General features: G+C 61.5%; 25 protein-coding genes and 1 pseudogene. 6 read left to right on the forward strand and 20 right to left on the reverse strand.

The features are described 5' to 3' along the window. The first annotated feature begins 35 nt into the window (after positions 1-35). Positions 36-755 carry a 16S rRNA (uracil(1498)-N(3))-methyltransferase gene (locus HKK55_RS23490; RefSeq protein WP_169356795.1) on the forward strand — a complete coding sequence of 240 codons (720 nt, stop codon included), beginning with the start codon at positions 36-38 and terminating at the stop codon, positions 753-755. A gap of 113 nt (positions 756-868) precedes the next feature. Here HKK55_RS23490 and HKK55_RS23495 read toward each other — a convergent pair whose 3' ends face one another. The 3 genes from HKK55_RS23495 to HKK55_RS23505 all read right to left on the reverse strand — a co-directional run bounded on the left by HKK55_RS23495 (position 869) and on the right by HKK55_RS23505 (position 3,444). Continuing rightward, positions 869-1,771, reverse strand: a complete 903-nt coding sequence (locus tag HKK55_RS23495) for a transporter substrate-binding domain-containing protein (RefSeq protein ID WP_169357939.1) — start codon at positions 1,769-1,771, stop codon at positions 869-871. A 67-nt stretch (positions 1,772-1,838) separates the two neighbouring features. After that, positions 1,839-2,192 carry a RidA family protein gene (locus tag HKK55_RS23500; protein ID WP_169356796.1) on the reverse strand — a complete coding sequence of 118 codons (354 nt, stop codon included), beginning with the start codon at positions 2,190-2,192 and terminating at the stop codon, positions 1,839-1,841. A 10-nt stretch (positions 2,193-2,202) separates the two neighbouring features. Continuing rightward, entirely contained in the window at positions 2,203-3,444 is a 1,242-nt protein-coding gene (locus HKK55_RS23505) for a D-amino acid dehydrogenase (RefSeq protein ID WP_169356797.1), read from the reverse strand. A gap of 108 nt (positions 3,445-3,552) precedes the next feature. Here HKK55_RS23505 and HKK55_RS23510 point away from each other — a divergent pair, with 108 nt between their 5' ends. Then, on the forward strand, positions 3,553-4,455 hold the full coding sequence (locus tag HKK55_RS23510) for a LysR family transcriptional regulator (RefSeq protein WP_169356798.1): 903 nt from the start codon (positions 3,553-3,555) through the stop codon (positions 4,453-4,455). Here the strand turns inward: HKK55_RS23510 and HKK55_RS23515 are convergent. Further along, the gene (locus tag HKK55_RS23515; RefSeq protein ID WP_155583754.1) at positions 4,450-5,067 is read right to left on the reverse strand and encodes a hemolysin III family protein; all 618 of its coding nucleotides are present in this window, start codon (positions 5,065-5,067) and stop codon (positions 4,450-4,452) included. The two genes, HKK55_RS23510 and HKK55_RS23515, sit on opposite strands and share 6 nt — an antisense overlap. Positions 5,068-5,230: 163 nt before the next feature. Here HKK55_RS23515 and HKK55_RS23520 point away from each other — a divergent pair, with 163 nt between their 5' ends. The 3 genes from HKK55_RS23520 to HKK55_RS23530 are packed head-to-tail and all read left to right on the forward strand — an operon-like array spanning position 5,231 to position 7,291. Beyond that, on the forward strand, positions 5,231-5,797 hold the full coding sequence (locus HKK55_RS23520) for a chromate transporter (protein ID WP_169356799.1): 567 nt from the start codon (positions 5,231-5,233) through the stop codon (positions 5,795-5,797). Further along, positions 5,797-6,339, forward strand: coding sequence for a chromate transporter (locus HKK55_RS23525; protein ID WP_169356800.1), 543 nt, complete (start codon positions 5,797-5,799; stop codon positions 6,337-6,339). Before HKK55_RS23520 ends, HKK55_RS23525 begins: the two co-directional genes overlap by 1 nt. Positions 6,340-6,376: 37 nt before the next feature. Further along, positions 6,377-7,291, forward strand: coding sequence for a LysR substrate-binding domain-containing protein (locus HKK55_RS23530; RefSeq protein WP_169356801.1), 915 nt, complete (start codon positions 6,377-6,379; stop codon positions 7,289-7,291). A 135-nt stretch (positions 7,292-7,426) separates the two neighbouring features. Here HKK55_RS23530 and madM read toward each other — a convergent pair whose 3' ends face one another. The 10 genes from madM to HKK55_RS23580 all read right to left on the reverse strand — a co-directional run bounded on the left by madM (position 7,427) and on the right by HKK55_RS23580 (position 15,301). Further along, on the reverse strand, positions 7,427-8,191 hold the full coding sequence (madM, locus tag HKK55_RS23535) for a malonate transporter subunit MadM (RefSeq protein ID WP_169356802.1): 765 nt from the start codon (positions 8,189-8,191) through the stop codon (positions 7,427-7,429). A 1-nt stretch (position 8,192) separates the two neighbouring features. Beyond that, positions 8,193-8,606 (reverse strand): malonate transporter subunit MadL, encoded by a 414-nt coding sequence (gene madL / locus HKK55_RS23540; protein WP_169356803.1) that lies wholly within the window; start codon positions 8,604-8,606, stop codon positions 8,193-8,195. Between the two features lie 67 nt (positions 8,607-8,673). Next, on the reverse strand, positions 8,674-9,579 hold the full coding sequence (gene mdcH / locus HKK55_RS23545) for a malonate decarboxylase subunit epsilon (RefSeq protein ID WP_169356804.1): 906 nt from the start codon (positions 9,577-9,579) through the stop codon (positions 8,674-8,676). Then, positions 9,576-10,172, reverse strand: a complete 597-nt coding sequence (locus HKK55_RS23550) for a malonate decarboxylase holo-ACP synthase (protein WP_169356805.1) — start codon at positions 10,170-10,172, stop codon at positions 9,576-9,578. Before HKK55_RS23550 ends, mdcH begins: the two co-directional genes overlap by 4 nt. Then, complete coding sequence (gene mdcE / locus HKK55_RS23555; RefSeq protein WP_169356806.1) at positions 10,166-10,942, reverse strand: biotin-independent malonate decarboxylase subunit gamma; 777 nt, start codon at positions 10,940-10,942, stop codon at positions 10,166-10,168. Before mdcE ends, HKK55_RS23550 begins: the two co-directional genes overlap by 7 nt. Beyond that, positions 10,939-11,781, reverse strand: coding sequence for a biotin-independent malonate decarboxylase subunit beta (locus HKK55_RS23560; RefSeq protein WP_169356807.1), 843 nt, complete (start codon positions 11,779-11,781; stop codon positions 10,939-10,941). Before HKK55_RS23560 ends, mdcE begins: the two co-directional genes overlap by 4 nt. Continuing rightward, positions 11,774-12,073 carry a malonate decarboxylase subunit delta gene (locus HKK55_RS23565; protein WP_155583744.1) on the reverse strand — a complete coding sequence of 100 codons (300 nt, stop codon included), beginning with the start codon at positions 12,071-12,073 and terminating at the stop codon, positions 11,774-11,776. Before HKK55_RS23565 ends, HKK55_RS23560 begins: the two co-directional genes overlap by 8 nt. Next, positions 12,073-12,921 (reverse strand): triphosphoribosyl-dephospho-CoA synthase, encoded by an 849-nt coding sequence (locus HKK55_RS23570; protein WP_169356808.1) that lies wholly within the window; start codon positions 12,919-12,921, stop codon positions 12,073-12,075. Before HKK55_RS23570 ends, HKK55_RS23565 begins: the two co-directional genes overlap by 1 nt. Next, positions 12,921-14,588: a malonate decarboxylase subunit alpha gene (gene mdcA / locus HKK55_RS23575; protein ID WP_169356809.1), complete on the reverse strand. Its 1,668-nt coding sequence runs from the start codon at positions 14,586-14,588 to the stop codon at positions 12,921-12,923. The genes HKK55_RS23570 and mdcA overlap by 1 nt, the downstream gene beginning before the upstream one ends. A 392-nt stretch (positions 14,589-14,980) precedes the next feature. After that, on the reverse strand, positions 14,981-15,301 hold the full coding sequence (locus tag HKK55_RS23580) for a DUF6124 family protein (protein WP_169356810.1): 321 nt from the start codon (positions 15,299-15,301) through the stop codon (positions 14,981-14,983). A 291-nt stretch (positions 15,302-15,592) separates the two neighbouring features. Between HKK55_RS23580 and HKK55_RS29350 the strand changes: the two are divergent. Next, a pseudogene (locus tag HKK55_RS29350) lies at positions 15,593-15,841 on the forward strand (addiction module antidote protein, HigA family). A 187-nt stretch (positions 15,842-16,028) separates the two neighbouring features. Here the strand turns inward: HKK55_RS29350 and HKK55_RS23590 are convergent. From HKK55_RS23590 to pilG, 6 genes are all read right to left on the reverse strand, one after another. Then, positions 16,029-16,484, reverse strand: coding sequence for a chemotaxis protein CheW (locus HKK55_RS23590; protein WP_155583735.1), 456 nt, complete (start codon positions 16,482-16,484; stop codon positions 16,029-16,031). Next, positions 16,477-22,329 (reverse strand): Hpt domain-containing protein, encoded by a 5,853-nt coding sequence (locus HKK55_RS23595; protein ID WP_169356811.1) that lies wholly within the window; start codon positions 22,327-22,329, stop codon positions 16,477-16,479. Before HKK55_RS23595 ends, HKK55_RS23590 begins: the two co-directional genes overlap by 8 nt. A gap of 159 nt (positions 22,330-22,488) precedes the next feature. After that, positions 22,489-24,543: a methyl-accepting chemotaxis protein gene (locus HKK55_RS23600; RefSeq protein ID WP_169356812.1), complete on the reverse strand. Its 2,055-nt coding sequence runs from the start codon at positions 24,541-24,543 to the stop codon at positions 22,489-22,491. Continuing rightward, positions 24,540-25,079 (reverse strand): chemotaxis protein CheW, encoded by a 540-nt coding sequence (locus HKK55_RS23605; RefSeq protein WP_169356813.1) that lies wholly within the window; start codon positions 25,077-25,079, stop codon positions 24,540-24,542. The genes HKK55_RS23600 and HKK55_RS23605 overlap by 4 nt, the downstream gene beginning before the upstream one ends. 12 nt (positions 25,080-25,091) lie before the next feature. Continuing rightward, entirely contained in the window at positions 25,092-25,457 is a 366-nt protein-coding gene (pilH, locus tag HKK55_RS23610; RefSeq protein ID WP_169356814.1) for a twitching motility response regulator PilH, read from the reverse strand. A gap of 46 nt (positions 25,458-25,503) precedes the next feature. Beyond that, the gene (gene pilG, locus HKK55_RS23615) at positions 25,504-25,911 is read right to left on the reverse strand and encodes a twitching motility response regulator PilG (RefSeq protein WP_155583730.1); all 408 of its coding nucleotides are present in this window, start codon (positions 25,909-25,911) and stop codon (positions 25,504-25,506) included. Positions 25,912-25,936: the final 25 nt, after the last annotated feature.

Raw genomic sequence — 25,936 nt, forward strand, 5'->3', positions numbered from 1 at the left:
CCGACGCTCCTACATCATTTTTCCAGAGAACAGAAATGAGACTGTCCCGTTTTTTTGTCGACGCCCCACTGAGCATTGGCGACCACGAGTTGCCCGAAGCCCAGGCCCATTACATCAGCCGCGTATTGCGCATGGGCGAAGGCGATGCTGTGCAACTGTTCGACGGTTCCGGCCAAGAGTTTCGCGGCAGCCTGCTGGAAGTCGGTAAAAAGCGCGTGGTGGTGCAATTGACCGAAGCGTTCGATGGGCAAATCGAGTCCCCACTGCACATCCACCTCGGCCAAGGCTTATCCCGCGGCGAACGGATGGACTGGGCGATCCAGAAAGCCACCGAGCTTGGGGTCAACGAGATCACTCCGATCTTCACCGACCGCTGCGAGGTACGCCTCAAGGACGAACGCGCCGACAAACGCCTGCTGCACTGGCGTCAGGTGGCAATCAGCGCCTGTGAGCAATGCGGCCGCTCCAAGGTGCCGGTGATTCATCCACCGCTATTGCTCGCGGACTGGCTGAAGCAGACCGAGGCCCAGTTGAAGTTGGTGTTGCACCCGGTGGCTGAGCCGTTGGTGAACCATGCCAAGCCTGCCAGCCTGGCGTTCTTGATCGGGCCTGAAGGTGGGTTGACGGATGGAGAGGTTGAGACGGCCCAAGCAGCTGGCTTCCATTCCGCCCGGCTGGGCCCGCGCGTACTGCGGACCGAAACCGCGCCGGTTGTGGCGTTGGCAGTCGCCCAACAGCTGTGGGGCGACTTCTGATCCAGCCTTGTAAACCCACTCAAATGTGGGAGCGGGCTGGCTCTCGATCACTGTGCCTCGGCAGCGGCTACAGCGATTGTGAGCCCACCTCCTCCCACGTTTTGACCGGGTTATTACTCCACCGGATCACTCACCGGTTTGGCAATAATCGCCTTCAACTCACTGGTCATCGGAAACTCCAGGTTCAAGCCCTTCGGCGGAATCGGCTGTTCGAACCAGCGCTGGTACATCCCGTTGATCTCCCCCGAGCTGTACAACCCCGCCAGGGTCTCATTGACGACCGCGAGCAATTGCGGATCATCCTTGCGCACCATGCAGCTGTAGATTTCCCGCGACTGCTCCTCTCCCACCACGACCCAATTGTGGGGATCCTTGGCCTTTGCGCGCTCGCCGTAGAGCAAGGCGTCATCCATGTAGAACGCGACCGCTCGGCCCGACTCCAGCATCTTGAACGCTTCGCCGTGGTCCTTGGCGCTGATCACTGACATATTCAGCTTGTGATCGACGTTGTAGCTCTTGAGGAACCGCTCGTTGGTGGTACCGGCGGTGGTGACAACATTCTTGCCCTTCAAGTCGGCAAAGCTCTGGATGCCGCTGTTCTTGGCCGTCAGCAGTTGGCCTTTCACGTAGATGAAACCGTAGGAAAACGCGACCTGCTTCTGGCGTTCAGCGGTCACGCCGGTAGAGCCGCACTCCAAATCCACGGTACCGTTCTGCACCAGCGCAATACGGGTCTGGGACGTCACCAGGTTGTATTTCACGTTGAGTTTAGGCACGCCGGTTCTTTCCTGGATGCGCTCGACAATCTTGTTCGCCAGGTCCACCGAGTAACCCATGGGTTTACCCGTGTTATCTCCAACGTAGGAGAACGGCACCGACGCATCGCGGTAGCCCAACGTGATGCTCTTGGCGTTGGCGATCTTGGCCAACGTGCCGTCCAGTGGTGCTTCGGCAGCGTGAGCTTGGGCACTCAGCAACAGGCCAAAAGCGCAGAAAATCACCGGGCTGCTCCGCAGCCCAACGGGGGACAAGCCCCCTCGCCACAACTTTTTCATTGTTATTCTCCGTTGGTTTTATTGTTATTCAGACGCGGCGGGCAGCAATAACACTGATTTCCACCAGCACGTTCGGGCGTGCCAGCTCCGCTTGCAGGGTGGTACGGGTCGGTGCCTGGCCGGGCGAAAGCCAGGCTGACCAGACGTCATTCATCGGCGCAAAACCGTCCTGGATATTTTTCAGGTAGATGGTCGCGTTGAGCAGATGATCCTTGTCGCTGCCGGCCTCGGCCAGCAGTGCATCGATCTTGGCCAGGACTTCCTCTGTCTGGGTCGTCACATCCCGGCCCTCGCCCGGCACCTGGCCAGACAGAAACACCAGGCTCTGAAAGGTCACGGCACCGCAGAGCCGGCTATTGCTGTTGATTCGAGTGATGGTCATCGGTGCATCCTCAGGCGGCGCGGGGAGCGAGGCCCTGCATATCAATGGAAGTCGTGTTCTGGCCGATCAGCTCGGCCAGCAGTTGGCCGCTGCCACAGGCCAGGGTAAACCCAAGGGCGCCATGACCCAGGTTCAACCACAGGTTGCTATAGGCACTGGCACCAATCAGCGGCACGCCCGTCGGTGTAGCCGGGCGCATACCGGCCCACTCAATCGCCCGATCGTAGTCGCCGGCCAGAGGAAAAGTCTCACAGGCCTGGCGTTTCATCAGGGCCAGACGTTTGGGCTCCAGGCGAGCGTCAAAACCGACGATGTCCACCATCGCCGCCACCCGCAGTTGTTCACCAATGCGCGCATAGACAATCTTGCGATCGTAGTCGGTGATGCTGATATTCGGCGCCCGATGCTGCTCGCCAATCGGCACGCTCAAGCTGTAGCCCTTGAGGGGATACAGCGGCAGCGACACACCGGGCAGCGCCAACTCGGCGCTGCGGTGACCGGCCGCCAACACCAGATGCTCCACGGGCAGCACCTCGGTGCCCAACTCAATGGCCTGCACCGTGCCGCCGGCATGACGAATGGCAGTCACCTTGCGCCCCAGCAGGAACGTGCAGCGGCCCGAGGCTTGCAGCCTGAGAGCCAGTTGCTGGCAGAAGCTGTGACAGTCCGCCACTTCTTCGTTGGGTGTGTAGATGCCGCCGACAAACCCGCTGTCGCCCAAGGTCGGTTCCAACCGGGCACAGTCCGCCGCCGAGAGCACTTGCTGTTGCAGGCGGTCCGTCACCTTGTTGCGAGCGTGCTCAAAGGTGCCGTGGCTGCGAAAGGTCACCAGCTTGCCATTGCGTCGCCAATCAAAACCTTCCAGGACGTCCTCTTGGCGCCAGCGCTGCAGGATGTCCTGGCTCAAGCTGGCCAGCCGCAGCAGGTGCCCGGCGTTGCGCTGGTTGACCGACGCGCGGCAGGCTCCCAAGAAGGAGGCCATCCAGCGCCACTGTGCCGGGTCCATACGCGGGCGCAGCTTCAATGGCGAGTCGCCCCGCAGCATCCAACCGATGGCCTGCAGTGGTACGCCTTTATCGGCCAGGGGCGCGACGTAGCGATAGGACAGTTGGCCGCCGTTGGCGAAACTGGTTTCGCTGCCCAGGGTTTCCCGTGCTTCGACCACCGTCACCTCACAGCCTGCGCGCACCAGAGCGTAAGCGCTTGCCAAGCCGATAACCCCGCCCCCGATGATACAAACCCGCTGAGCCATATCTGTCCTTACGCCGTTTTTGATCAGGCTTGAACAGTAGGGCCAGGTGACAGGCGCCGGACAATGAATAAAGATGGGTCACCCATAAACAAAGGTTATGGACTCATCATGCGCTTGCGCCATATCGAAATCTTCCAGGCCATCCGCCAGACCGGCTCCGTCAGCGCTGCCGCACAATTGCTGCACGTCTCGCAACCAGCGGTGACCAAGGTATTGCAACATGCCGAGCTCCAGTTGGGCTTCCCGCTGTTTCTGCGGGTGCGCGGCAAGCTGCAGCCCACCCCGGAAGCCCTGGCCCTGGAGCGCGAAGTCGACAAGGTCACCGAGAGCCTGCAAGGGGTGCGGCGTCTGGCGCAAAACCTGCGTCGCGCCCCCGGCCAAAGCCTGCGCATCGGTGCCACACCAGCCCTGGCCTTGTCGCTGCTGCCACCGGCCATTCGTGAGTGGACCCAACGCTACCCGGACATCGCCTGTGAGCTGTCCAGCGCCCACAGCCGTGAGCTGGTGCAGAACCTGTTGATGCGTGAGATGGACGTGGCGTTGACCTTGCAGCCGCCCGATCACCCAGGCTTGAACGCCCAGGCCTTGGCCCACGGTGTGCTGGTGGCATTGGCGCCTCGGGATTATTGGCCTGAAGCCGAACAGGGCAAACCACTGCCATTGATGGCGCTGGCGGACGCGCCGCTGATTGGCCTGTCCAGCGCCGATCCGCTGGCGGCAAAACTCGACAGCTACCTGGAAGCTGTCGATCCACCGCCACGGATCAGCATTTCAGTGCAGACCTATTCGCTGGCCCGGGCGATGGTCGAGTCGGGTGCGGGATTGGCGGTGATCGATCCGTTCACCGCGCTGGGCGCATCCACGGCGATCACCTGTATTCGTCCACTGGCACCGCCATTGCCCATCACCTTGTATGCGCTGACCCGCGCCGATGAGCCACCGCCGCATATGCTGGCGAGTTTGCTGGAGATCTTCGGCAGTCGCGCCCAGGAGCAGCTCGATCGGCTATAGCACGTACACCATGATCGCCACAAAATGCAGCAGGCTCCCGCCGATCACAAACAGGTGCCAGATCCCGTGGGAGTGCCGCAGCCGGTCCTCCAGGGCAAAGAAGATAATGCCCACGGTGTACAAAATGCCGCCCGACGCCAGCCAGATAAAGCCTACCGTGCCCAGCGCGGCAATCAACGGCTTGACCGCCACCAGCACGATCCAACCCATCACCGCATAGATCACGATCGACAGGATGCGCGCCTCGGAGCGCGGCTTGATCTCCTGCAGGATGCCGATCACCGCCAACCCCCAGACAATCCCGAACAGCGTCCAGCCCCACGGCCCGCGCAACGTCACCAGGCAAAACGGTGTGTAGCTGCCGGCGATCAGCAAGTAGATCGAAAAGTGATCGACCTTCTGCATGATCTCTTTCTTGCGCCCGCGCACGCTGTGATAGACCGTCGATGCGCTGTACAGCACCAACAGCGTGAAACCATAAATCGCCACGCTGACAATCTTCCACGGGCTGCCATCGAGACTGGCAACCACCAACATCCACACCGCGCCGACAAAGGCTGCGACCGCCCCGAGCAAGTGGCTCCAAGCGTTGAATCGTTCCCCGTGATACATGTGTCACTCACCTCGAATAACCGCTACCACCTGGTTGTGCATCTGCACGCGAGACTATTCTGACGTCCGCTTCCCGATATCGGGTAACAACCTTTTCTTCATTTGCTCAAAGGGCACGCGCCGATAGATGATTTGCGCCCTCCCTCCGTTTGCGGAACGCCCCATGCCCGACCTTGAACCTGGCCAGCCTCACCCCAGTCTGTGGCAGTTGTTTTACAACTTCGCCATGGTCGGCTTGCTGGGCTTTGGCGGCGTCATGCCCTGGGCTCGGCAGATGATGGTCGACCGCCGGCAGTGGGTTAGTGAGCAGGCCTTCAATGAGCTGCTGACCACCGGGCAGTTTTTCCCCGGCCCCAATATCGCCAACGTCGGCATCATCTACGGCCGCCGCCTGCATGGTTTGCCCGGTGCAATTGTGACCGTCTGCGGGTTGTACCTGTTCCCCTCGCTGATCACCGTACTCGCCGGGTTTGCCTATGCCAAATGGTGGAGCCACGAAGTGGTGCAGCAGGTCTTCGGCGCGGTGATGCCGATTGCCACCGGCTTGATGCTCGGCACCACCTTGCGCCTGCTCAAGGCCATGCCCCGGACCCTGGCCAACTACAGCGCCTTTGTCCTGACCTTTGTGTTGATGGCGGTGCTGGTGTTGCCATTGTGGATGGTGCTGCTGATCTGTATCCCAAGCTCCCTGGCCTTGAGTTTCATTGGCGCACAGAAGGCGGCCCACTGATGCAGACCGCCCTCTTCCACCTGATGATCCAATGCGCGCTGTGGTCGTTGATGTCGATTGGCGGAAACATGGTGGCTGTGAGTGATATCCACCGCTACTCCGTGACAGACATGAACTGGCTCACCGACGCCCAGTTTGTCGCCTTCTTCGCCCTGTCCCAGGCGCTGCCCGGTCCCAACGGCATGCTGCTGGTGTTTATCGGTCAACAAGCCGCCGGCCTGCCCGGCGCAGCAGTCGCGCTACTGGCCAAGTTGGTGCCCTGCTCGGTGCTGACCTACCTGGGCGCCGGCTGGCTGGAGAAGCACACCAAAACGCCCTGGGTGCAGCGGGTCAAACGCAGCCTGTTGCCGATCTCCATCGGGCTGATCCTCTCCGCCAGCTACATCCTGATGAACAGCCTGGAAAACAACGCCACAAGCCTGGTGCTGACCCTGGCCAGCGCCGCCGTGGTGTATTACACCCGGCTCAATGCAATCTGGCTGATCATCCTCGGCGTGGTGTTGGGCCTGCTCAGTTCATGGCTGGGAGCGAACTGGTTTTAGGGGCACAATCGATGGCATTCGAACAAGAGTCACGCCCATGCTGATCGACGAAGAGTTCACCCTCAAGAAGCTGGAAATCTTCCTGGCGTTCATGCGCACCGGCAACCTGGCCCGTGCCGCCGCCGAGTTGCAGACCAGCAACGTCAGTGTGCACCGGGCCATCCACTCTCTGGAAAACGCCCTGCGCTGCCCGCTGTTCAAGCACGAAGGCCGCAACCTCACACCGCTGGAAAGCGCTTATGTGTTGGAAGAGCGCGCCCAGAAGCTGATCCAGGACGTAGTCGACAGCGTACGCCTGACCCGCGAAGCCGCCGGGTTCTCCGCTGAGCGCTTCAAGCTGGGCTCGCTGTATTCGCTGACGGTGAAGACCGTACCGCAACTGATCATGGGCCTGAAAATCCGCCGCAGCGAGCTGAACATCGACCTGATCCTCGGCTCCAATTTCGACCTGCTGTACAAGCTCAAGAACATGGAAGTCGACGCGATCCTGATCTCCCTGGACGAGCACGCCAACGACCCGGACTGTGCGCAGATTGCGCTGTTCTCCGACGATATTTTTCTCGCCACGCCAGCCGATTCACCCTTCGACCGTGAACAGGAAATCGACCTGGCAGACGTGCGCGACGCCACCTTCATCACCCTGACCCAAGGCTTCGCCACCCACCAGGATGGCAACCGCGTGTTCAAGCAGGCGGGTTTTGCGCCCAAGGTGGCGATGCAGGTCAACGACATCTTCACCCTGCTGAGCATGGTCAGCTCTGGAGTGGGTTATGCGCTGCTGCCGGGGCGGATCGCGGCGGTGTATGAGAACCGGGTGAAGCTGATTCCCCTACAGCCGCGCTATCGGTTGCAGCAGCACATTGGCGTGGTGTTCTTAAAGGCCAAGGAGCGCGATCCGAACTTGCTCGCGCTGTTGGCGGAGTGCCGGATGTATGCCAACCGGCAGGCCTGACACTCCCCATTCTTGTGGCAAATCAAGACCTGTGGCGAGGGGGCTTGCCCCCGTTGGGCTGCGCAGCAGCCCTTGAGGGCGGTCCTGCGGCCCGCATCGCAGCCTCGTGCCTCGGCAGCGGCTACAGGATAGAACCTAGCCCACCAACCCGCGCACGATGAAGTAGAGCAACGAAGGCCCCAACAAACACCCCAACCCGGTATGGAACGTCGCCGTCAACGCGCCATAGGGCACCAACCGCCGATCCGTCGCGGCCAAGCCCGCCGTCACACCGCTGACGGTGCCCGCCAAGCCGCCAAACACCATCGCCGAGCGAGGGTTGTCCAGGCCCATCCAGCGCGCCGCCATGGGGGTGCCGACCATCACCAGGATTGCCTTGATCAAGCCGGTCGCGATGGACAGCGCCACCACATCGGAACTCGCACCCAACGCAGCCCCCGTCACCGGACCGACGATGTAGGTTACCGCCCCCGCACCAATGGTGGTCATGCTCACTGCATCGCGATAACCAAAGGCCCAGGCAATACTCGCCCCGACAATAAACGGCAGCACCGTGCCCAGTAGCAACGCAATCGCGCCAATCAACCCAGCCTTGCGCGCCTCGGTGGCTTGCACTTCAAACGCGGTGGCCACAATCGCAAAGTCCCGCAGCATCGCCCCGCCCATCAACCCAATCCCGGAGAACAGCGCCACGTCCGCCAAGCCCTTCTGCCCACCTGTGATCGTACCGCCGACCCAAGCCAGCACCAGCCCGATCACAATGGCGATGGCCGAGCCGTGAATCCGGCCGAAGGTCAGGCGTTTGGACAGCACCACGGAAATCCACATCACCACACCGACGAAGGCAAAGGCGGTGACCAGGCCGTTATGTTCCAACCCTTTTTCGATGAGGTCCCACATATCAGCGACCTCCCGCGACAGGTGAAGCCGGTATCAGCGGATCTTCATCGGGCAGCGGCTCACCCTTGTGGGTGCGGCTGATCAGGGCAATGGTGCAACCGCAAATCACCACCGAACCGATGGCCGCCAGCACTGCTACCGGGCCGCCGTGCAACGCGGTAACCACGTTCTGTTGCGCCGCCATCGCCACCACCACCGGGATATACATCGCACCCCAGAAGCCGACGCCCATCTCGCAATCCTTGGTCATGCCGCCGTGCTTTTGCATCCACAGTCGCGCACAAATCAGCAGGATCATCGCGATCCCCACGCCGCCTACATTGGACTTCACTCCCAGTAGAACGCCGAGCAGGTCGCCCAAAATCACGCCAGCCAGCGTACAGATCGCCAGCAACGCCACACCGTAAATAATCATGATGGTTGTCCTCAAAGTGCTTCATCGAAATTGTTGTTTTTGTGCTTCGAAAGCCTTGGGTGGAGCGTTATCGGTGACGGTGTCCCTCCTCTCGCAGCAGCGCCTGCAAGGTGTCCAGGCGCGCGCCTTCGAAGGCGATCACCGTGCCTTGTTCAAACACCCGTCGCGCCAGGCCGCTGAGCACGGCGCCGGGGGGGAGTTCGATCTGCAGGCGTACGCCGCGCTCGTAGGCGCTTTGCACCGTGCCGCGCCAATCGACAATGCGGCACATGTTGAAGGCCAGGTCATCACGCAGTTGTTCAACCTCGCGAATGGGACGAGCGCGGGTGCTGCTCAGGTAAGTAATGGCCGGGATTTTCAGCGGGACCTGGGCGAATGCCTCGGCCAGTGCTTCGGCAGGTTTTTCCAAGAGCGCGCAGTGGGACGGTACGCTGACCGCCAGGCGCCTGGCGACACCGGCCCCTCGGACAAGAGTCGCCACCGCCTTCATCGCTTCGTTACTGCCGGCAATCACGGTCTGGTTATCGGCGTTGATATTGGCCAGGTAAACGGGAGTTTGCGGGGTGTGGACTTGAGCGATCAGGCCTTCGACAGCGCTCAATTCCAGGCCGATGATCGCGGTCATGCCATAGCCCTGGGGATAAGCTTTTTGCATCAACTCACCGCGCAAGCTGACCAGCTTGAGCGCATCGGCGAAGTCCAGAGAACCTGCGATCACCGCCGCCGGATAGGCACCGATGGAGAGGCCCGCGACGTAGTCCGGCGTGTGTTCCAGCAAACGCGCACTGGCGACGCCAGCGATCAACAGGCATAGCTGCACGGCGCGAGTTGAAGCCAGTGCTTCGGTTGAATCAAGCGCCAGCACGTCTTCACTGAGGGCTGCGCTTGCCTCGTCCAGGATCAGCCGAGGCAGCTGCTGGAGCATGCCTGCACGCTGAGCCCCCTGCCCCGGAAACACCAACAGACTGCTCATACCATGGCCTGCCAGGGATCGAGCACCAACTGCGCGCCGCTGGCGTTTTTCAGCAGAACCCGGCGTGATGGTCCGGCCCACTCACGCAAAGCGACGGCGCCAAACGGGGTTTGCAATTGCAGGTCCACGGCGCACACCGCCGTGTCCAGTATCGCCAGCAGATCCTCTGCGTCGCCTCGATCAAGCCGTGTGGGCGTGCGCAGAATCAAATCCAGATCACTCGTGGCATGCAGCGCTTCAATGCCGCTGGCCAACTCAAAACCGGCACTCCCGGTGACGCCCCAACGCTCCCGCGCCAGCACCGGCCGCAGTTGATTGAGCGCCTGCAACGCCGGCAAATCCCGTGGCGATATCACACCGCACAGCGCCTCCGGCACCACACGTCGCTGCACCGCTGCAATGGGCATCACAGCGGCGAAACGCTGCTCGCGCAAACGCCCACGCACGCCCACCGCCACATGGCCGACCTGCGCAATCGCCCGCCGCACCACCACCGGATGCCCGGCACTCAGCACCTCCAGCACCCAAGCGGGTGCATCAGCGGGCGCATGCGCCGGGGTCATGCCCCAGAGCAAATCGTGGGCGTTCACCATTGCTCCCGCAACAACTGACGCACGTGAGCGGACGCGGCACGGTTGGCGGCGCCCAGGCGACCGCTCAAATCAACACCGCCTGCTTGTACGTCCTTGATGGCCTGCACCAGGCAGTCGCTTACACGCGCCAGATCTTCCCTCGTCGGTTGTTCAATCTGGCTGACAGTCAACGTTTCCCAGAGCAAGCCCAGGCTGGCAAAACTGTCGATGTCATACGCCATGGGCGGCACGCTGGCAGCCAGGGCTTCGAGCTCTTCGACGCTACGCAAGGTCACCCGCGCCGCCGAAGCCTTGCCCATCGCATGGACCATCACCCCAGGATCGCGCAGGGCGATCAGGCGATTGGCCTGATAACCATGAGCCAGAAATGCACCGGACATGGCCTTGCCCACCAGTAACGCAATCACCGGATGACCGGCCAACCTTGCGCGGGCATAACTGTCAGCGGCAGCGGCCAAGGCCTGATGAATGCCCAAGGCTTCCTCACGACGACCATAGGCTTGGCTTGGGACATCGACGATGGCAATCAGCGGGCGCTTGTCACCGGCCTCGATCACTTCATCCACCGCCTTGGCCAATCCCCAACCTTCGAGCAAACCGACTTCGCCATTGCGCGCACGAGGGAAGCGATTGTGCGGATCGGTGACCACGGCGATGAAGCGCACGGGTTGCTCACCGAGCACGCCATCGGCAACCTTCAAGGAGTTCGGCAAATCACTCACAGGCGTTGCACCCGCACTCAATGCGTTGAACCACTGCAACCCTCTCATGATCCTTCTCCCTGATACAGATCGCGGACCGTCGCAGGTTCGATTTGTGGTTCGGCGTCGAGTGCAGCCAGTCGCTCGAGGTAGTGATCGACCTGACGGCTGCGTTGTTTCTCCGGCAAGCCTTGTTGCAGCAGTTCTGTGACTTGCTGCTGAATCTGCGCCACATCATCCGCCACATAACGATCGGCCAAACTGCTGGCAAAGCGCTGTTCGCCACCGGTCAGGCTCCAGATAAACGGCCGGTCGCGGGAGTCGTATTCTTCAAGGCCGGCTTCCTGTTCGATCACTTGCGGGCCATTCAGGCCAAGGCGAGCTTCGCGTGTCACCAAAAGGTAACTGCACAGGCCTGCTGCAATCGACATGCCCCCGAAACAGCCAACACTGCCCGCCACCACACCGATCACCGGCTGGTATTGGCGCAGGTCAACAATCGCTGCGTGGATATCGGCAATCGCGGCTAAACCAAGATTGGCTTCCTGCAGGCGCACACCGCCAGTTTCCAACAACAGTACAGCGCGGGTGGGAATGCCTTTTCGGTTGTCCACGGCGGCCAGCTCCAGGGCGCCGGCGATTTTCGCCCCGCCCACTTCACCGAGACTGCCGCCCTGGAAATTGCCTTCGATGGCCGCGATGACGACGGGCATGCCGGCAATGGCACCCTTGGCGATTACGACACCGTCATCCGCTTGAGGCACCACGCCCTGGCGACTCAGCCACGGCGACATCACGCGTTGAAACGGATCGATCAACTCGCGAAAGCTGCCTTTGTCGAGCAGGGCCTTGGCACGCTGCCGGGCACCGAGCTCGACGAAGCTGTGTTTATTGAGCAAGTCAGTCATGGCCGATCTCCTCGAAGCCTTGCTCCAGCCGCAAACGCACAACACCCGGCGTGGCACCGAAGTCGTGGATATCGATGTTCAACGCAGGCGGCGTCTGCTCCTGGAAGATCCGCTCAAACAGGTGCTGCCAACGTTGCTGTGCGCCATTGACCGAGGTCTGTACCTGGATGATCAGCGTCCCGGCTGTGCCCGGTTCCAGCAGCACTTCCAGGTCACCCGAGCCGACGCAACCCACCAACGCCCGGCCCTTCGCCGGCTGCCCGGCGGGGAATTCAAAGGATAAGGTTTCCATCAAGACGCTCCGTCGATGCGGTCGAGAAACAGGCAGGCGGCCAACAGATCGGCGGCACCACCGGGGGAGGCATTCAGGGCGAGCAGTTGCTGGTCCAGCTCATGCAGTTGGCGACGCCCGGCGAGGCTCGCGCTGCCGCCAGCGTCCAGCACCGCTTGGGCGCCCTGCTGCATAGCCTGCAACCCTTCCAAACCTGCGCGGTAGAGCACGCAGGTGTCGGCCAGGTCGGTCATGATCGCCAGCAAGGCGTCGAGGCGAGCGTTCTGTTCGCCGTGGTGTTGCAGGCGGCTTTTTTTCAGTTGTGGCAGGCCGCGTTGCAGCACTGAGGGGAAGCCCAGTTGCGCTTCTTCACGGGCACCGCGTGCGCCATAACGTTGGGCGACTTGGGCGCCGTGGCTGAGGGGTTGAGGGGCATGGCAATCGTTGAGCAAGGCCAACCGTGCGGCACGTAACGCTACCGCGCCAGCGCCAGTGGATTCAGGTTCCAACGCAGCAGCAGCCACCAATAATCCAAGCGCCCAGATCGCACCTCGATGAGTATTCACCCCACCTGTAGTGGTGAGCATTGCCTGCTCACCCTCACGGCCGATTCGCCCAAGCACCTCGCGCAGCGGCAAACCGATTTCACCCAGTTCGATGGCCGCTTCAGCCATCGCCTTGAACGCCGGCCACAACGACAGCGCCGAAGCGTGCATCAGGCCCAGGTGCAAATCACTGTGAGCACCGTTGCCACGGCGGTCCACCAGGGCGGGCTTGGGTGACAGGTCGGCCTCATCGATCAGCGCGTCTACCGCCAGGTCGGCCAGGTGCTCGGCCAATGTCAATTTGTGCAATTTGAGTGCGTGCATTACCAGCTCCTGAACTTGGCGGGCGGGTTGTACAAGCCACCGGACCACTCCACCAGATCGGCCACGCTCTTGGCCGCCAGCAACTCGCGGGTGGCGTCGGTGCGGCGGATGCCGAGGTCTTCGGGCAAGGCGATCAACCCTTCGCGGCGCATGCGCGCGGTGTCCTTGGGGTTGTGGCGCATACCGATGACTGTCACCCCGGCCACGGCGGCGATCATCGCCTGGCGTTCTTCCAGGGAGCGGGCCTTGTACAGGTAGGCGATGCCTTCTTCGGTGAGCAGGTGGGTGACGTCGTCGCCGTAGATCATGATCGGCGCCAGCGGCATGCCGCTTTTGCGCGCCACTTCCACCGCGTCGAGGGTTTCGACGAAGGTGGGTTTACCGCCCTCCTGGAAGGTCTCGACCATTTGCACCACCAGCTTCTTGCCGCGTTCGAGCAAGGCTTCGGGGGCGTCGTCGTGGCGCATGTCGAGCCAGGCCGGCGTGCCATGGCGGCGACCGCGCGGGTCGTGGCCCATGTTCGGCGCACCACCAAAACCGGCAAGGCGGCCACGGGTTACGGTGGAGGAATGGCCATCCCCGTCGACCTGCAGGGTAGCGCCGATAAACAGGTCCACCGCGTATTGGCCGGCCAATTGGCAGAACATCCGGTTGGAACGCAGGGACCCGTCGCGCCCTGTGAAGAACACATCAGGCCGTGCGGCGATGTAGTTTTCCATGCCCAGTTCAGTGCCGAAGCAATGCACGCTTTCGACCCAGCCGCTTTCAATAGCGGGGATCAGCGTGGGATGGGGATTGAGGGTCCAGTTGCGGCAGATCTTGCCCTTCAGGCCAAGGGATTCACCGTAGGTCGGCAGGATCAACTCGATGGCGGCGGTGTTGAAACCGATACCGTGGTTCAGGGACTGGACGTTGTGCTTTTCGTAAATCCCGCGGATCGCCATCATCGCCATCAACACATGCACCGGTTTGATGTGCCGTGGATCGCGGGTGAACAACGGTTCGATGTAGAAAGGCTTGTCGGCGACCACCACGAAGTCGACCCAGGAGGCCGGGATATCCACGCGAGGCAGATCGCTGACGTCATCCACCAACTGGTTAACCTGGACGATCACGATCCCATCACTGAAAGCCGCCGGCTCGATCAACGCGGGCGTGTCTTCGGTGCTCGGCCCGGTGTAGATATTGCCGGCACGGTCAGCCATGAAACCGGCGGACAGCACCACGTTGGGAATCAGGTCCACCACCAGCCGCGCATAGAGCTCGATGTAGGTGTGAATCGCACCGATTTCCAGCAGGCCATCTTCCAGCAACTGGCTGATGCGCAGGGATTGCGTACCGGCGAAGGAAAAATCCAGCTTGCGGGCGATGCCCTTTTCAAACAGGTCCAAGTGCTCGGAGCGGCCGACACTGGGCATGATCATGTGCAGGTCGTGGAGCTTGGCGGGGTCGGCCTTGGCCAGGGAGCGCGAGAGGAAATCGGCCTGCTTCTGGTTGTTGCCCTCCAGTACCACGCGGTCGCCCGGGAGGATCAAGGCTTCCAGGGCTTCGACGATTCGGTCGCTGGGGAGCACGGCGCCATCGGCGAAGGATCGCACCAACGCTAATCGGCGCTGCTTCTCGTCGCGCCGCCGCGTCCAGCGCGAGTCGGGGGAAGTTGTTGTCATGGTCGCTCCACGGGTTTGCTGTCGTGGGCTGTACCTTAGGAGGGTATTGGGGGGGCATCAATCAAGCTGGGCGGTGAACCGTTACGGCTGTAGTAATGGTTCATCAACAAATGCTGAGGCTCGGATTCAACGCACTTTAAGTGTCAGCCCTTTCAAGGTCTTTGAAAAAACAGTTTTTCGGCTAATACCGGTCAATTAGGAGCGAACACTGACCTTGTGGCGAGGGGGCTTGCCGGATCGCCACAAGGTCAGTGTTCGCTCTCCAAATACGGCTGACTTTTCAAAGACCTTAAAAGGGCTGACTTTAAGTGTGGGAGCGGCGGTGTTCGTGCAAACGTGCGCAGCAGTCCAACAATGGGAACGATCAGTCCCTATGTGGGACCGATCCATTTTTATGGAACAGACGATGGAGCCACCTGTTCCAGTGCCTGATCCACCAACAACTGCCCCAACTCACTCATCTGTTGAATTGCCAGCACTACTCCTCGCTGGGAGCCTTCCAATTCAAAGGCCAGATTGGAAGTCAGCGCGTTGAGTGAGGCAAAGGTTTCAGAGGCGTTGGCCAGCAGGGCTTCGGTGGATTGAGCAGGAGCAACTGTAAAGACGGATGCAGAAGACGGAAAATAGTGGCCTATGGCACGCTCGGCGGCGGCCTTGAGCTTGCGTCGCTCGAACGAGGTGTTTTGCGGAGGGTTGGGGGTAGGTTTGAACATGATGTGCAGCTCCGATATGTAGTAAGGGAAGCTGTCACCGTTCGCTTGCACGCGAAGAGGGTGGCAACTGTACGCAGGTGTGCAAGACCGGGCATATCGGACCCCGGCAGACCCCAAGGGATCTCCCACGCACAGCCGCCATAAGAAATACAGCAGGCATAAAGAACTCCCATTGAATAGCTATGGGCGTTGGTGCGCCGACATGTAACCGGACTTGCACGTCCGTGTCACCGTTTTTTGCGATGACGGGGGAAGACTAGGCGGGATAACCGCAAGCGACAAGTTCACGCATTGCGCGAAAACGTGCAGGAAAAATCCGAAGGCATCACCATCACCGAAACGGCTCGACGCCTTGACTGCGCCCGGAAAACTTTCTCAAGGACCCTTCATGGTCATGTCTGCCCTGAGCGGTGAGGCTAGAGCGCGCAGGCAGGCATCAGCAAAGCGCGACTATGGTTGTCGATGCAAAGCGCTTACGACCTGTGGCAGGCGGAGCATCGCGAGCAGCCGCAAATCAAGCGATTTGCCCGGATTGATTGAATGGACAACATGGATGAGATCAGCCAGACACACGAGATCAAATGGGCGGGTTCGACATCCCGACGAAGCGGCCCGCATCGCAGCCTCGTGCCTCGGCAGCGGCTACAGAAAGTCGGCCCCTGCACAATTGTGTAGATACCTCTGCTGCGATAGCGACAAGCCAGCTCCCACAGTTGATCACCATCACCTAAGCCAACCCCGCCTCCACCAACAATGCCTCCACCCCCATCAAATCCGGCACCTTCGCCACATGCTCTCCCACCTGCACCGCCGCCAGTTCCAACCGGCACAGTGGCACATCCACATAGCTCAACTGGCTATCGAGTTTGTAGGAGCGCGGGATCCCCTGAATCACCAACGCAATAAACTTCAACGTTGGCCGCCCGCCCAAAGTATTGAGCACCACGATCCGCGCCCGCTCTCCCACCACACTCGCCCCACCACACGCGGCCTCGAAGCTGATCAACGGCAATTGCTGATCGCGCCAGGTCACTTGCCGCAGATACCACGGCGGCGCATCGCTGGCCGGTTCGCCGCGCTGGAAGTCGATCAGCTCAGCGACGGCAACGTTGGGCAGCAGCAAGTGACGGTCGGCCAAGGGCAGTAATAACCCGGTGAGTTGGCTCGCGCGGTGGTCAAGCATGGGACTTGCTCCAGTAGGCGATGCTTTCCAGCAACACCGACTCTTGGTAGGGCTTGCCAAGGTAGTCGTTAACCCCGATGGCCATGGCACGGTCGCGGTGTTTCTGGCCGGTGCGGGAGGTGATCATGATGATCGGCAGGCCTTTGAGCCGTGGGTCGTTGCGTACCTGGATCGCGACTTCGAAGCCGTCCATACGCGGCATTTCGATGTCCAGCAGCATCAGGTCCGGGGTGTGCTCTTCCAGCACCGCGATGGCGTCGATGCCATCCTTGGCCGTCAGGACGTTCATGCCGTTACGTTCCAGCAGGCGGCTGGTGACCTTGCGTACAGTGACCGAGTCGTCCACCACCAGCACCAGCAGCGGGCGCTTTTGCAGCGGTTCGTTGACGGTGACCTGCGAGTTCGCCACGTTCTTCGGCACGGCCGGCTGCAGCGCCCGCAGGTGGGCCAATAAGTCGATGATCAGTACCACGCGGCCATCCCCGAGAATGGTCGCGCCGGACAACCCTTGAACCCCGGCGAACTGCGGACCTAGCCCCTTGACCACAATCTCGCGAGTGCCGGCCATGGCATCCACCTGCACGGCAATGCGCCGCTCATTGCAATGCACCAGCAACACCGGCAGTGGCAGGCTCTGGCCCAAAAGTCTCGGGCGGGAAACGGTGTGTAGCAGCTCGCCCAGGTAATACAGCTCGTAGCGCTGCCCTGCGTATTCATAGCAGGGCGGGTCCTGCCGATAGTGCCCTTCCAGCTCACCGGGCAGCACGCGCACCAGACCTTCGATGGTGTTCAGTGGAATCGCGTACTGATCGTCCGCGCACTGCACCATCAACGCCCGGTTGACCGAGACGGTGAACGGCAGGCGAATCCGAAAATGCACGCCCACACCGGCCTTGGAGTCGATGACCATCGAACCACCGAGCTGACGCACTTCTTCGTGCACCACGTCCATGCCCACACCACGGCCGGAAATCTGGGTGATTTTTTCGGCGGTGGAAAACCCCGGCTGCAGGATAAACTGCAGCACGTCGCGGTCGCTGATCTCGAGATTGGGATCAAGTAAGCCGCGCTTGATCGCCTTGCGCCGCACCGCATCCAGCGGCACGCCAGCACCGTCGTCGCGCATGTCGAAGACGATGTCGCCGCCTTCGTGGGTCAGCTCCAGGCTGATCCGCCCCCGGGCAGGTTTGCCCGCTGCCAGCCGCACTTCGCGAGATTCCAGGCCGTGGTCGACGGCGTTGCGCAGCATGTGTTCCAGAGGCGCAACCATCCGCTCCAGCACGTTGCGGTCCATCTCACCTTCGGCATTGCCGACCACAAACTCAACGTCCTTGCCCAGCTCCTCGGCCACTTGCCGCACGATGCGTTTGAGGCGCGGCAGCATGCGTTCGAACGGCACCATGCGCGTGCGCATCAGGCCTTCCTGCAATTCGGTGTTGATGCGCGCCTGCTGCTGCAACAGGGTGTGGGCATCCTGGTTGCGACGTTCGAGGGTTTCCTTGAGGTCCAGCAAGTCAGAGGCCGACTCGAACAGAGCCCGGGACAGTTGCTGCAACTGGGAATGGCGATCCATTTCCAGCGGGTCGAATTCTTCATAGCCCAAGCGCTCTGCCTCGGCTTGCTGGCGGCTGAGGATGCGGCCCTGGGTTTCGGTGTCGAGGCGGCGCAACTGGTCGCGCATCCGCTCGATGGTAGTTTCCACCTCGTTGAGCGCGATACGGGCATCGTTGACCTGCTGCTCGATACGCCCGCGAAAGATCGAGGTTTCACCGGCCAGGTTGACCAGATCATCCAGCAGGTCGGCGGAGATTTTCACCATATCAGCGGCAGGTTCGTTGGCCGAAACAGACTCGACTTTGACCCCTGGGAGCGCCACCGGAGCGACCTGATCTTCAATGGGGTGAACCAGACTCTTGATGCGTTCGATCAAACGCTCGACAGACCCCACCGGTAGACCTGCCGCCACCGCATCGACCATCTGCGCCAGGCGATCGTGGCACCCTTGCAGCAACGCAAACAATTCGGTGGACGGCGCCAGCAAACCCGCCGACAAGCCTTCGTAGAGAAATTCCAGCTCATGGGCCAAATCGCCAATGGGCCCGATCTCGACCATCCGCGCACCGCCCTTGAGGGTGTGCAGATCCCGCAGCAGAGTTTCCACTTCCTGACGGTTCCCCGGTTCCGCCTGCCAGCGCAGTAGCGCAGCACCGGAGCTGTCGAGGATGTCGGCAGCTTCTTCGAGGAAGATCTCCAACAACTCCGGATCAGTCCCCGTGACCTCGGGCGCCGCGGGCGGTGTTGCTTGCCCGGTACTCTGGCGCAGCTCACGCAGATGGCTGATCAGTGTGCTGGATTCACTCAGTGGCTGTTGGTGTTGCAGTTGCTCCAGCTGCAGCGCCAGTTGCTCGTGACTGGCCATCAAGACCTGCGCCAGCTCGTTGGAGTAACTGTAGCGCCGGTCCACCAGCCCTTCGTAAAGGCTTTCCAGCTCCAGGGCCAAGTCGCCTACGGGGCCGACTTCGGCCATGCGCGCGCCGCCCTTTAGGGTGTGCAGGTCCCGTTGCAGAGACGACAGCGGCGCTACGCTGTCGGGGTCCAGCAGCCAACGCTTGAGGGACTGCCCGGCGCTGTCGAGGATATCCACTGCTTCCTCAAGGAAGATCTCGACGATTTCGTCATCCACCGTCGCCTCTTGCCCCAACTGCGCGGTGGCCGCGCCCAGCTCGGAGATGCTCAATGTGCGGCTGCCGTCGCTCTTGATCAGCCCAGTGGCGGATGGATCCAAGCCTTCGTCCAGCAGCTCGCGCAGCGCCCTCACCCGCGTGGAGGCAGGGCTGATTTCCTGGCCAGCGGCCAGTTGGTCGAGCATGCTGATCAACGCTTCGTGAGCCTGTTCGGCCTCATGGAAAAACCGCTCGCTGACTGCCAGGCTGCTCTCTTCTACCGCGCCATAGAGGTCGAGCAAGGCTTCGCAGAGTTCGTCCATCGGGTGCAGATCGGCCAGGTGCGCGCCCTCACCCAAGGTAGTCAGTTCGTCCAGCAACGCACTGAGTTCCTGACGTTCGCCGGGGTGCTGCTGCCAAACGCGCAACAGGCTTTCCGCGTCCAGCAGGATGTCCATGCCCTGGGCCAGGAAGTTGGCGATCAGCTGGGGATCACGCTTGATCCGCAGCCCCGTATTGGGTGCGTTGAGCAGCGCTTCAAGTTGGCTGTTCAAACGCTGTTGCGTGCGTTCGATCAAGGCCGCTGCACCACTGATCGGCGCGTTGGGATCATTGTCCAACTGGCGTAAGCCACGTTGGAACAGCGCTTCGGCTTCCAGCAACAGCTCGACCTCATCCAGGTCCAGCGGCAGGCGGTGGGCCTTGTACTCGCGGGTCAAGTGGTCCAGCGGCCGCGCCAGCTCGGCAATAGGCAACACGCCGGCCATGTAGGCGCTGCCTTTGAGGGTATGCAGGGCCCGCTGCAGTTCGTCACTGACCTGCAAGGGTACGTACTCGGTGGCCTGGCGCAGAAAATGATTAAGGCTGTCGAGATGGCTCTGGGCTTCGTTGCGAAAGATCTCCAGCAGCAGCGGGTCCAGGGCCGACGGATCGTCGTCAGCCGTGGTCGGCAGTTCGACACCGCTGGCCAGGGCGTGGGCCCGAGCCGCCAAGTCGTCGACATCGTCTCGCTGGCGTTGGGTATCGGTGGCGAAATCGGCGATCAATGTCGGCAGCAGCGCCACCGCGTCATCCAGTACAGCCTGCACATCGGCCCCAGCGGCGACACTGCGCTCCAGTACACGATTGAGCAGGTTTTCCACGGCCCACGCCAACTCTGCCAGCACCAGAGCGCGGACCATGCGCCCACTGCCCTTGAGCGTGTGAAAGGCGCGGCGAATTTCGCTCAGGATGGCTTTGTCTTCCAGGCTGGCGATGCCGCCCGGCAGGTCACGATGCAGCGTCTCAAGGACTTCCCCGGTCTCCTCGAGGAAGACCTCCCGCAGTTCATCGTCCACCGGCTCTTCTCCCGCCGGCGGTGGCAGCAGGCTGCCAGGGCGTTGCAACGCCGGAGGATTGAGGCGCGAGGTGGGACTGGCCAACACCTGCGCCAGAGATTGAGTGGTCGAGGCCTGCGCCGGCACGTCATCCATCGATGCGGGCAATTCCTGGCGCCAGGGCTTTTCAGCCGGCAAATAACCCAGCGCCGTCAAACCTTCAGCGGCCACGTCCAGCACTCGCTCGCCGGGGGCGTCATGATCCTGAAGCATGCGTTCCAGGTAGTACTCGAGGCTGGTAATCACATCGGCAAAATGCGCGAGCTGCGTGTCGGTAGGCACCGTCGCACTGACCATCAGTTGCTCGTCGACGTACTGATTGCAGCCGCGCATCAAGCTCGCCGCACGGGGCAACGGGATCATCGCCAAGGCACCGCGAACCTGGGTCAGTAACTCGGGCAGAGACTCCAGGCGCTGTCGATCCCACTGGGCTTCAATGCAGTCGATGATCAGTTCTTTGGCCTGCTTGAGGCACTGACACGACTCCTTGAGAACCAACTGATGGATCTGGGTCAGGTCAGTGGTGGGCAGGCGACTTTCTTCGCGGCGTTCCGGCTCGACGGTGCCGACCATTCCGGCCAGTGTCGCTTCGACGTAAAGCAAGGCACCGGCGACGTCCATCAACACAGCGTCATTCGGTTCCCGCTGCCCTTGGGCCAGGCCCAGCACTACCGCCAGTTGGTCGATGATCACTTTGCGCGGCTGGCCAAACCCCAGCACCGCCAGGGTATCGGCAATTTGCCGCAGCGGCGCCAGCAGGCTCTCCAGGTCGCTGGTGTGTTGGCGGTCGCTGCGCACGAACAGGTCCAGGCGCTCCTTGACCCGCACCAACTCTTCACAGAGGGCACCGAGGACCGAGCCCATGGCACCACGATCAGGCCCGGCCATGCGCGCGCGTTCGGCATCCACCACGGCGCTGTCGGGCAGGGCTTCGTCGAGGCCATAACGTTCTTTCAGGCTTTGCATGCGCGGTGTCGGCCGGGTGACTTTGGCGATGTAAAACAGCAGGCTCTTGAGCAACTCATCGGGAGCCGGCTGGTTGATTCCGGCGATGCCTTGGGCCAACAGACGCTTGATTTCCTTGTCGCAGGCCTTGAGCAGACTGCGCAGCGCCGGGCTGTTGGCGATCACGCCGGTGAGCATGCCTTCCACCAGTGCCGAGGTGACTTGCCACAACGGCAGCAAGGGTGCGCCTTGGCACAGGGCTTCGAGCCGGGCAAAGACCCGCGCCATATCGTCCAGGTTGCTGGGGCCGTGGTCCTCGCGCAGCAACCCGGCCAGGGCCTGTTGCAGCATCTGCCGCCATTGGCGCAGCAACTCGGGGAAATCGTCCGGTGTTCGTTGGGCCAGGATGTCGTCGGGCAGCGCAGGGATCACCAGCAACTGCGGACTGAACAGGCTGGTTTCCGAGAGCAGGCTTTCACCCCGCACGCTGCGCAGGTCGTTAAGCAACGGCAAGACCACCAACGGCAGATCGCGGCGGGCGCTGTGCACCCGCTCCAGATACAACGGCAATTGCCCGAGGGCCTGTTGCAGCAGACGGATGCCTTCGTCGCGCTGACTGACACGCCCGGCCTGCAGGGCCAAGGCCAGGTGTTCGATTTCCTCGGCGAGCAGGGCCGCGCCGTAGAACTCGACCATCAGCAGGCTGCCATGGACCTGGTGAATGCACTCAAGGCACAGGGCGATCGCGCCACTGCTTGCGTCGTCGATGAAAGCGTCCAGCGCCGAACGGGCCTGCTTCAGGGTTTCGGCAATTTCATCCTTGACCCATTCGAGGGCCACATAATCGTGCCGATCAACCATAACTGCTCCCGCTTGAATTCATTAATTTCCTGGCTTGCACCCTGTAGCCGCTGGCGAAGCCTGCGAACGGCCCGAAGGGACGCTGGATCTCTAGACCGCTGAAGGCCTTTGGCCTTATCGCAGGCTTCGCCAGCGGCTACAGAATGGCAGGTCATTGCATCAGGGGTCATCCACCTTGCGCGCCGCCGGCAACGTGAACCCCGACACTGACCGGCGCAACTGACTGGCCATTTTCGCCAGATTACCAATGCTTTCAGCGGTAGCCGTAGAGCCCGACGACGTCTGGCTGGTGATCTGCTGGATCACGTTCATGGTCAACGAAATCTGCCCCGCCGACGAGGTCTGTTGCTGCGCCGCATTGGAGATGCTCTGGATCAGCGCCGCCAGGGTTTTCGACACGCCTTCGATCTCTTCCAGCGCTACGCCGGCATCCTGGGCCAGCCGCGCTCCACGCACCACTTCGGTGGTGGTCTGCTCCATGGAGATCACGGCTTCGTTGGTGTCAGTCTGAATAGCCCGCACCAGGGTTTCGATTTGCCGGGTGGCCGCCGAAGAGCGCTCAGCCAACCGCTGCACTTCATCGGCCACCACTGCAAACCCGCGCCCGGCATCGCCGGCCATGCTGGCCTGGATCGCGGCGTTGAGGGCGAGGATGTTGGTCTGGTCCGCGATGTCGTCGATCAGGCTGACGATGTCGCCAATTTCCTGGGATGACTCCCCCAAGCGCTTGATGCGCTTGGCGGTGTCTTGGATCTGTTCGCGAATGTTGTCCATGCCGTGGATGGTGTTGTGCACCACCTCGTTGCCCTTGTTGGCAATCTCCACCGAGCGCTCGGCCACCGCTGAGGATTCGGCGGCGTTGGCCGAAACCTGATCGATGGACTGGGCCATCTGGTTGATCGCAGTGGAGGCTTCGGCGATCTGTTGGGCCTGATGCTCCGAGGCCTGGGCCAGGTGCATCGCGGTGGCCTGGGTGTCCTGCACGGCACCGGCTACCTGGCCGGCGGTGAGGTTGATGGTGGCGACCAGGTCCCGCAGTTGGTCCACGGAATAGTTGATGGAGTCGGCGATGGTGCCGGTGAAGTCTTCGGTCACCGAGGCGGTGACGGTCAGGTCGCCGTCGGCCAAGTCTTCGATTTCATCCAGCAGGCGCATGATCGCGTTCTGATTACGCTCGTTCTTTTCAGCGGTTTCACGTAGCTGCCGGTTGGTCTCGCGGACCATCACCAGGCCGATCAGGATGATCGACGCCAGCGCCAGCAAACCCAGAACGTAGCCACCGATGGTGTCAAACGTGCGCCCACTCGCGAGGTTTTCAAAACCCGTGGCCAGGTGCGAGGCTTCATCGAGCAGGGTTTGCGACAGGCTGAAAATATTGCTCGCCGAGGCGCGCACCTGGAACAGTTGTGGCGAGGTTTCGAGGATTTCATCCACGGAGCCGGAGACGAATTCAAACAGCTCGGAGATGTCTGCCAAGCGGGCACGAGCGTCGTGATCCTCAACCTGGGTGATGCGCAGCCCCGCATTGCCCTGGAGCATGCCGTTGAGTACCTGGCCGAAGCGATTGGCGTCGCGACCAAAGGCATCAGCAGCCTGCACAGCCGTTTCATCACCGGCCAGTACCGTATTCACCGCACCAAGGATCCGTTCGGCCAGCAACGATTGGCGCTGGGCCAACGCCACCTGGCTGGCCGGTGCGCCCCGTTGCAGCAGGATATCGACGACCTTTTCCGACTCAACCTGCAGTTGCGGGACGGTTTCCGCCAATGTTGCAGCCACTTGATGCAGGGACAGTACCGTTTGCTCGCTGGCCAGAATCGCATCGGTGTTTTTCAGCAGCGCTTCCCAGTCGGTCTGTACGGCACGCATTTCCGCGCGTACCTCGCGGGGCGCCGCCGGCAGGCCGGTGGCCGGGTCACCTTTTTTCAGGTAACTCCAGCGCTGGGCAAAATCGTTTCGCGACTCACCCAGCAGCTTGAACGCGGCGGATTTGCCCGCTGCCGCTTCCGTGGCGTTCTTGGCAATACGCTGGGACAACACCCGCAACTCACCGGCATGGCCGATGTACTGCTTGTCATAGGTCGATTGGGTGTTGAGGTACGCGAAGTTGGCGAACAGCAACATGATGAACACGATCAGCGCGATAAACAGCACGATGATCTGCGACCGACTGCGGGAGGCTTCCTGTGGTTTGGGGGGCGTGACGGTGCTCATACGGCGACATCCATGAAGCGCGGGGCTTGGGCCAGGGCGAAGGGGCTGAAGACCTGCCACACCTGATCACCCTTGAACTGGCCTTGGATAAAGGGGGCACTGGAGGCTTCGTCAACAGTCAACGCAGCGCGTGCCAATAACTCTTGCGCAAAATGCTGCATCCCCACCACCTCATCCACCAACAGGCCGACAAACACGTCCTGATACTCCACGACCAATACGCGCCGTTGTTTGCGCAGGGTCGACAGTTCGTGGCCGAAAAACCCGCACAGATCGATGACCGGCAACAATCGCCCGCGCAGGTTGGCCACGCCCTTGACCCACGGTTTGACCCCGGGCATCAAGGTGCAGCGCGGCTCGTGCAGGACTTCGGCGACTTCGCCCATGGGTGCCACGTACCAGTGATCACCCAGCCGGAAGCCGATCCCGCTCCAGCTTTGCACCTGGGTTTCCTGGGAAGGCAAGTCGGCGGCCAACAGGCGGCAGCGACGGTCGATGTCCAGCAGCAGCTCGAAGGCGGTTTGCGACTCGGTCATGGGAACGTGCCGTCAGCCCGCCAACACCTTGTTCAGGGTGGCGATCAGGGTGTCTTCGTCCACCGGCTTGGTCAGGTAGTCTTTCGCGCCCTGACGCTCGCCCCAGATCTTGTCGGTTTCCTGATCCTTGGTGGTGATGATGATCACCGGGATGTGGCTGGTTTCGGAGTCCTTGGTCAACTGGCGCGTGGCCTGGAAACCGTTGAGGCCCGGCATGACGATGTCCATCAGCACCGCATCAGGCTTTTTATCACGGGCCAGAGCCACGCCGTCGGCACCGTTTTCGGCCTTGAGGACCTCGTGGCCATGCTTTTCCAGCATGCCGGTCAGTTTGTACATTTCAGTCGGCGAATCGTCGACGATCAGAACACGTGCCATGGTTTTCCCCACTACATTGGTAGACGCAAGCGCTCAAGGCTTGCCGTCAATGTGCTTGTTCTACTGCGGCGAAGCCCGGCACATACGCCTTGATCGCACTCAGCAGTTCTTCCTTGCTAAAAGGTTTGGTCAAAAACTGATCAGAGCCGACGATGCGCCCCTTGGCCTTGTCGAACAGGCCGTCCTTGGAGGACAGCATGATCACCGGTATCGACTTGAACGCCGGGTTGTTCTTGACCAAGGCGCAGGTCTGATAACCATCCAGGCGCGGCATCATGATGTCGACAAAGATAATGTGCGGGTGATGGTCAACGATCTTGGCCAGGGCATCGAAACCGTCGATGGCCGTGATGACTTCGCACCCTACGTTCTTCAACAGTGTCTCGGCGGTGCGGCGAATCGTTTTCGAATCGTCGATCACCATCACTTTCAAGGCGTTGGAATGCTGTTCCATATCTGCTCTACCATCGCCACAGCGA

This window comes from Pseudomonas sp. ADAK18 (assembly GCF_012935695.1).
Taxonomy (GTDB): domain Bacteria; phylum Pseudomonadota; class Gammaproteobacteria; order Pseudomonadales; family Pseudomonadaceae; genus Aquipseudomonas.

Excerpts from the sequence above, each read along its gene's own strand:
- HKK55_RS23510 (WP_169356798.1), top strand. The coding sequence starts at position 3,553 with ATGCGCTTGCGCCATATCGAAATCTTCCAGGCCATCCGCCAGACCGGC.
- HKK55_RS23605 (WP_169356813.1), bottom strand. The coding sequence starts at position 25,079 with ATGACCGAGTCGCAAACCGCCTTCGAGCTGCTGCTGGACATCGACCGT.
- HKK55_RS23570 (WP_169356808.1), bottom strand. The coding sequence starts at position 12,921 with ATGCACGCACTCAAATTGCACAAATTGACATTGGCCGAGCACCTGGCC.
- madM (WP_169356802.1), bottom strand. The coding sequence starts at position 8,191 with ATGTGGGACCTCATCGAAAAAGGGTTGGAACATAACGGCCTGGTCACC.
- HKK55_RS23520 (WP_169356799.1), top strand. The coding sequence starts at position 5,231 with ATGCCCGACCTTGAACCTGGCCAGCCTCACCCCAGTCTGTGGCAGTTG.
- HKK55_RS23505 (WP_169356797.1), bottom strand. The coding sequence starts at position 3,444 with ATGGCTCAGCGGGTTTGTATCATCGGGGGCGGGGTTATCGGCTTGGCA.
- HKK55_RS23565 (WP_155583744.1), bottom strand. The coding sequence starts at position 12,073 with ATGGAAACCTTATCCTTTGAATTCCCCGCCGGGCAGCCGGCGAAGGGC.
- mdcA (WP_169356809.1), bottom strand. The coding sequence starts at position 14,588 with ATGACAACAACTTCCCCCGACTCGCGCTGGACGCGGCGGCGCGACGAG.
- pilH (WP_169356814.1), bottom strand. The coding sequence starts at position 25,457 with ATGGCACGTGTTCTGATCGTCGACGATTCGCCGACTGAAATGTACAAA.
- HKK55_RS23490 (WP_169356795.1), top strand. The coding sequence starts at position 36 with ATGAGACTGTCCCGTTTTTTTGTCGACGCCCCACTGAGCATTGGCGAC.
- HKK55_RS23530 (WP_169356801.1), top strand. The coding sequence starts at position 6,377 with ATGCTGATCGACGAAGAGTTCACCCTCAAGAAGCTGGAAATCTTCCTG.
- HKK55_RS23600 (WP_169356812.1), bottom strand. The coding sequence starts at position 24,543 with ATGAGCACCGTCACGCCCCCCAAACCACAGGAAGCCTCCCGCAGTCGG.
- mdcE (WP_169356806.1), bottom strand. The coding sequence starts at position 10,942 with ATGAGAGGGTTGCAGTGGTTCAACGCATTGAGTGCGGGTGCAACGCCT.
- madL (WP_169356803.1), bottom strand. The coding sequence starts at position 8,606 with ATGATTATTTACGGTGTGGCGTTGCTGGCGATCTGTACGCTGGCTGGC.
- HKK55_RS23580 (WP_169356810.1), bottom strand. The coding sequence starts at position 15,301 with ATGTTCAAACCTACCCCCAACCCTCCGCAAAACACCTCGTTCGAGCGA.
- HKK55_RS23595 (WP_169356811.1), bottom strand. The coding sequence starts at position 22,329 with ATGGTTGATCGGCACGATTATGTGGCCCTCGAATGGGTCAAGGATGAA.
- HKK55_RS23560 (WP_169356807.1), bottom strand. The coding sequence starts at position 11,781 with ATGACTGACTTGCTCAATAAACACAGCTTCGTCGAGCTCGGTGCCCGG.
- HKK55_RS23590 (WP_155583735.1), bottom strand. The coding sequence starts at position 16,484 with ATGCTTGACCACCGCGCGAGCCAACTCACCGGGTTATTACTGCCCTTG.
- HKK55_RS23525 (WP_169356800.1), top strand. The coding sequence starts at position 5,797 with ATGCAGACCGCCCTCTTCCACCTGATGATCCAATGCGCGCTGTGGTCG.
- HKK55_RS23550 (WP_169356805.1), bottom strand. The coding sequence starts at position 10,172 with ATGGTGAACGCCCACGATTTGCTCTGGGGCATGACCCCGGCGCATGCG.
- pilG (WP_155583730.1), bottom strand. The coding sequence starts at position 25,911 with ATGGAACAGCATTCCAACGCCTTGAAAGTGATGGTGATCGACGATTCG.
- HKK55_RS23500 (WP_169356796.1), bottom strand. The coding sequence starts at position 2,192 with ATGACCATCACTCGAATCAACAGCAATAGCCGGCTCTGCGGTGCCGTG.
- HKK55_RS23515 (WP_155583754.1), bottom strand. The coding sequence starts at position 5,067 with ATGTATCACGGGGAACGATTCAACGCTTGGAGCCACTTGCTCGGGGCG.
- mdcH (WP_169356804.1), bottom strand. The coding sequence starts at position 9,579 with ATGAGCAGTCTGTTGGTGTTTCCGGGGCAGGGGGCTCAGCGTGCAGGC.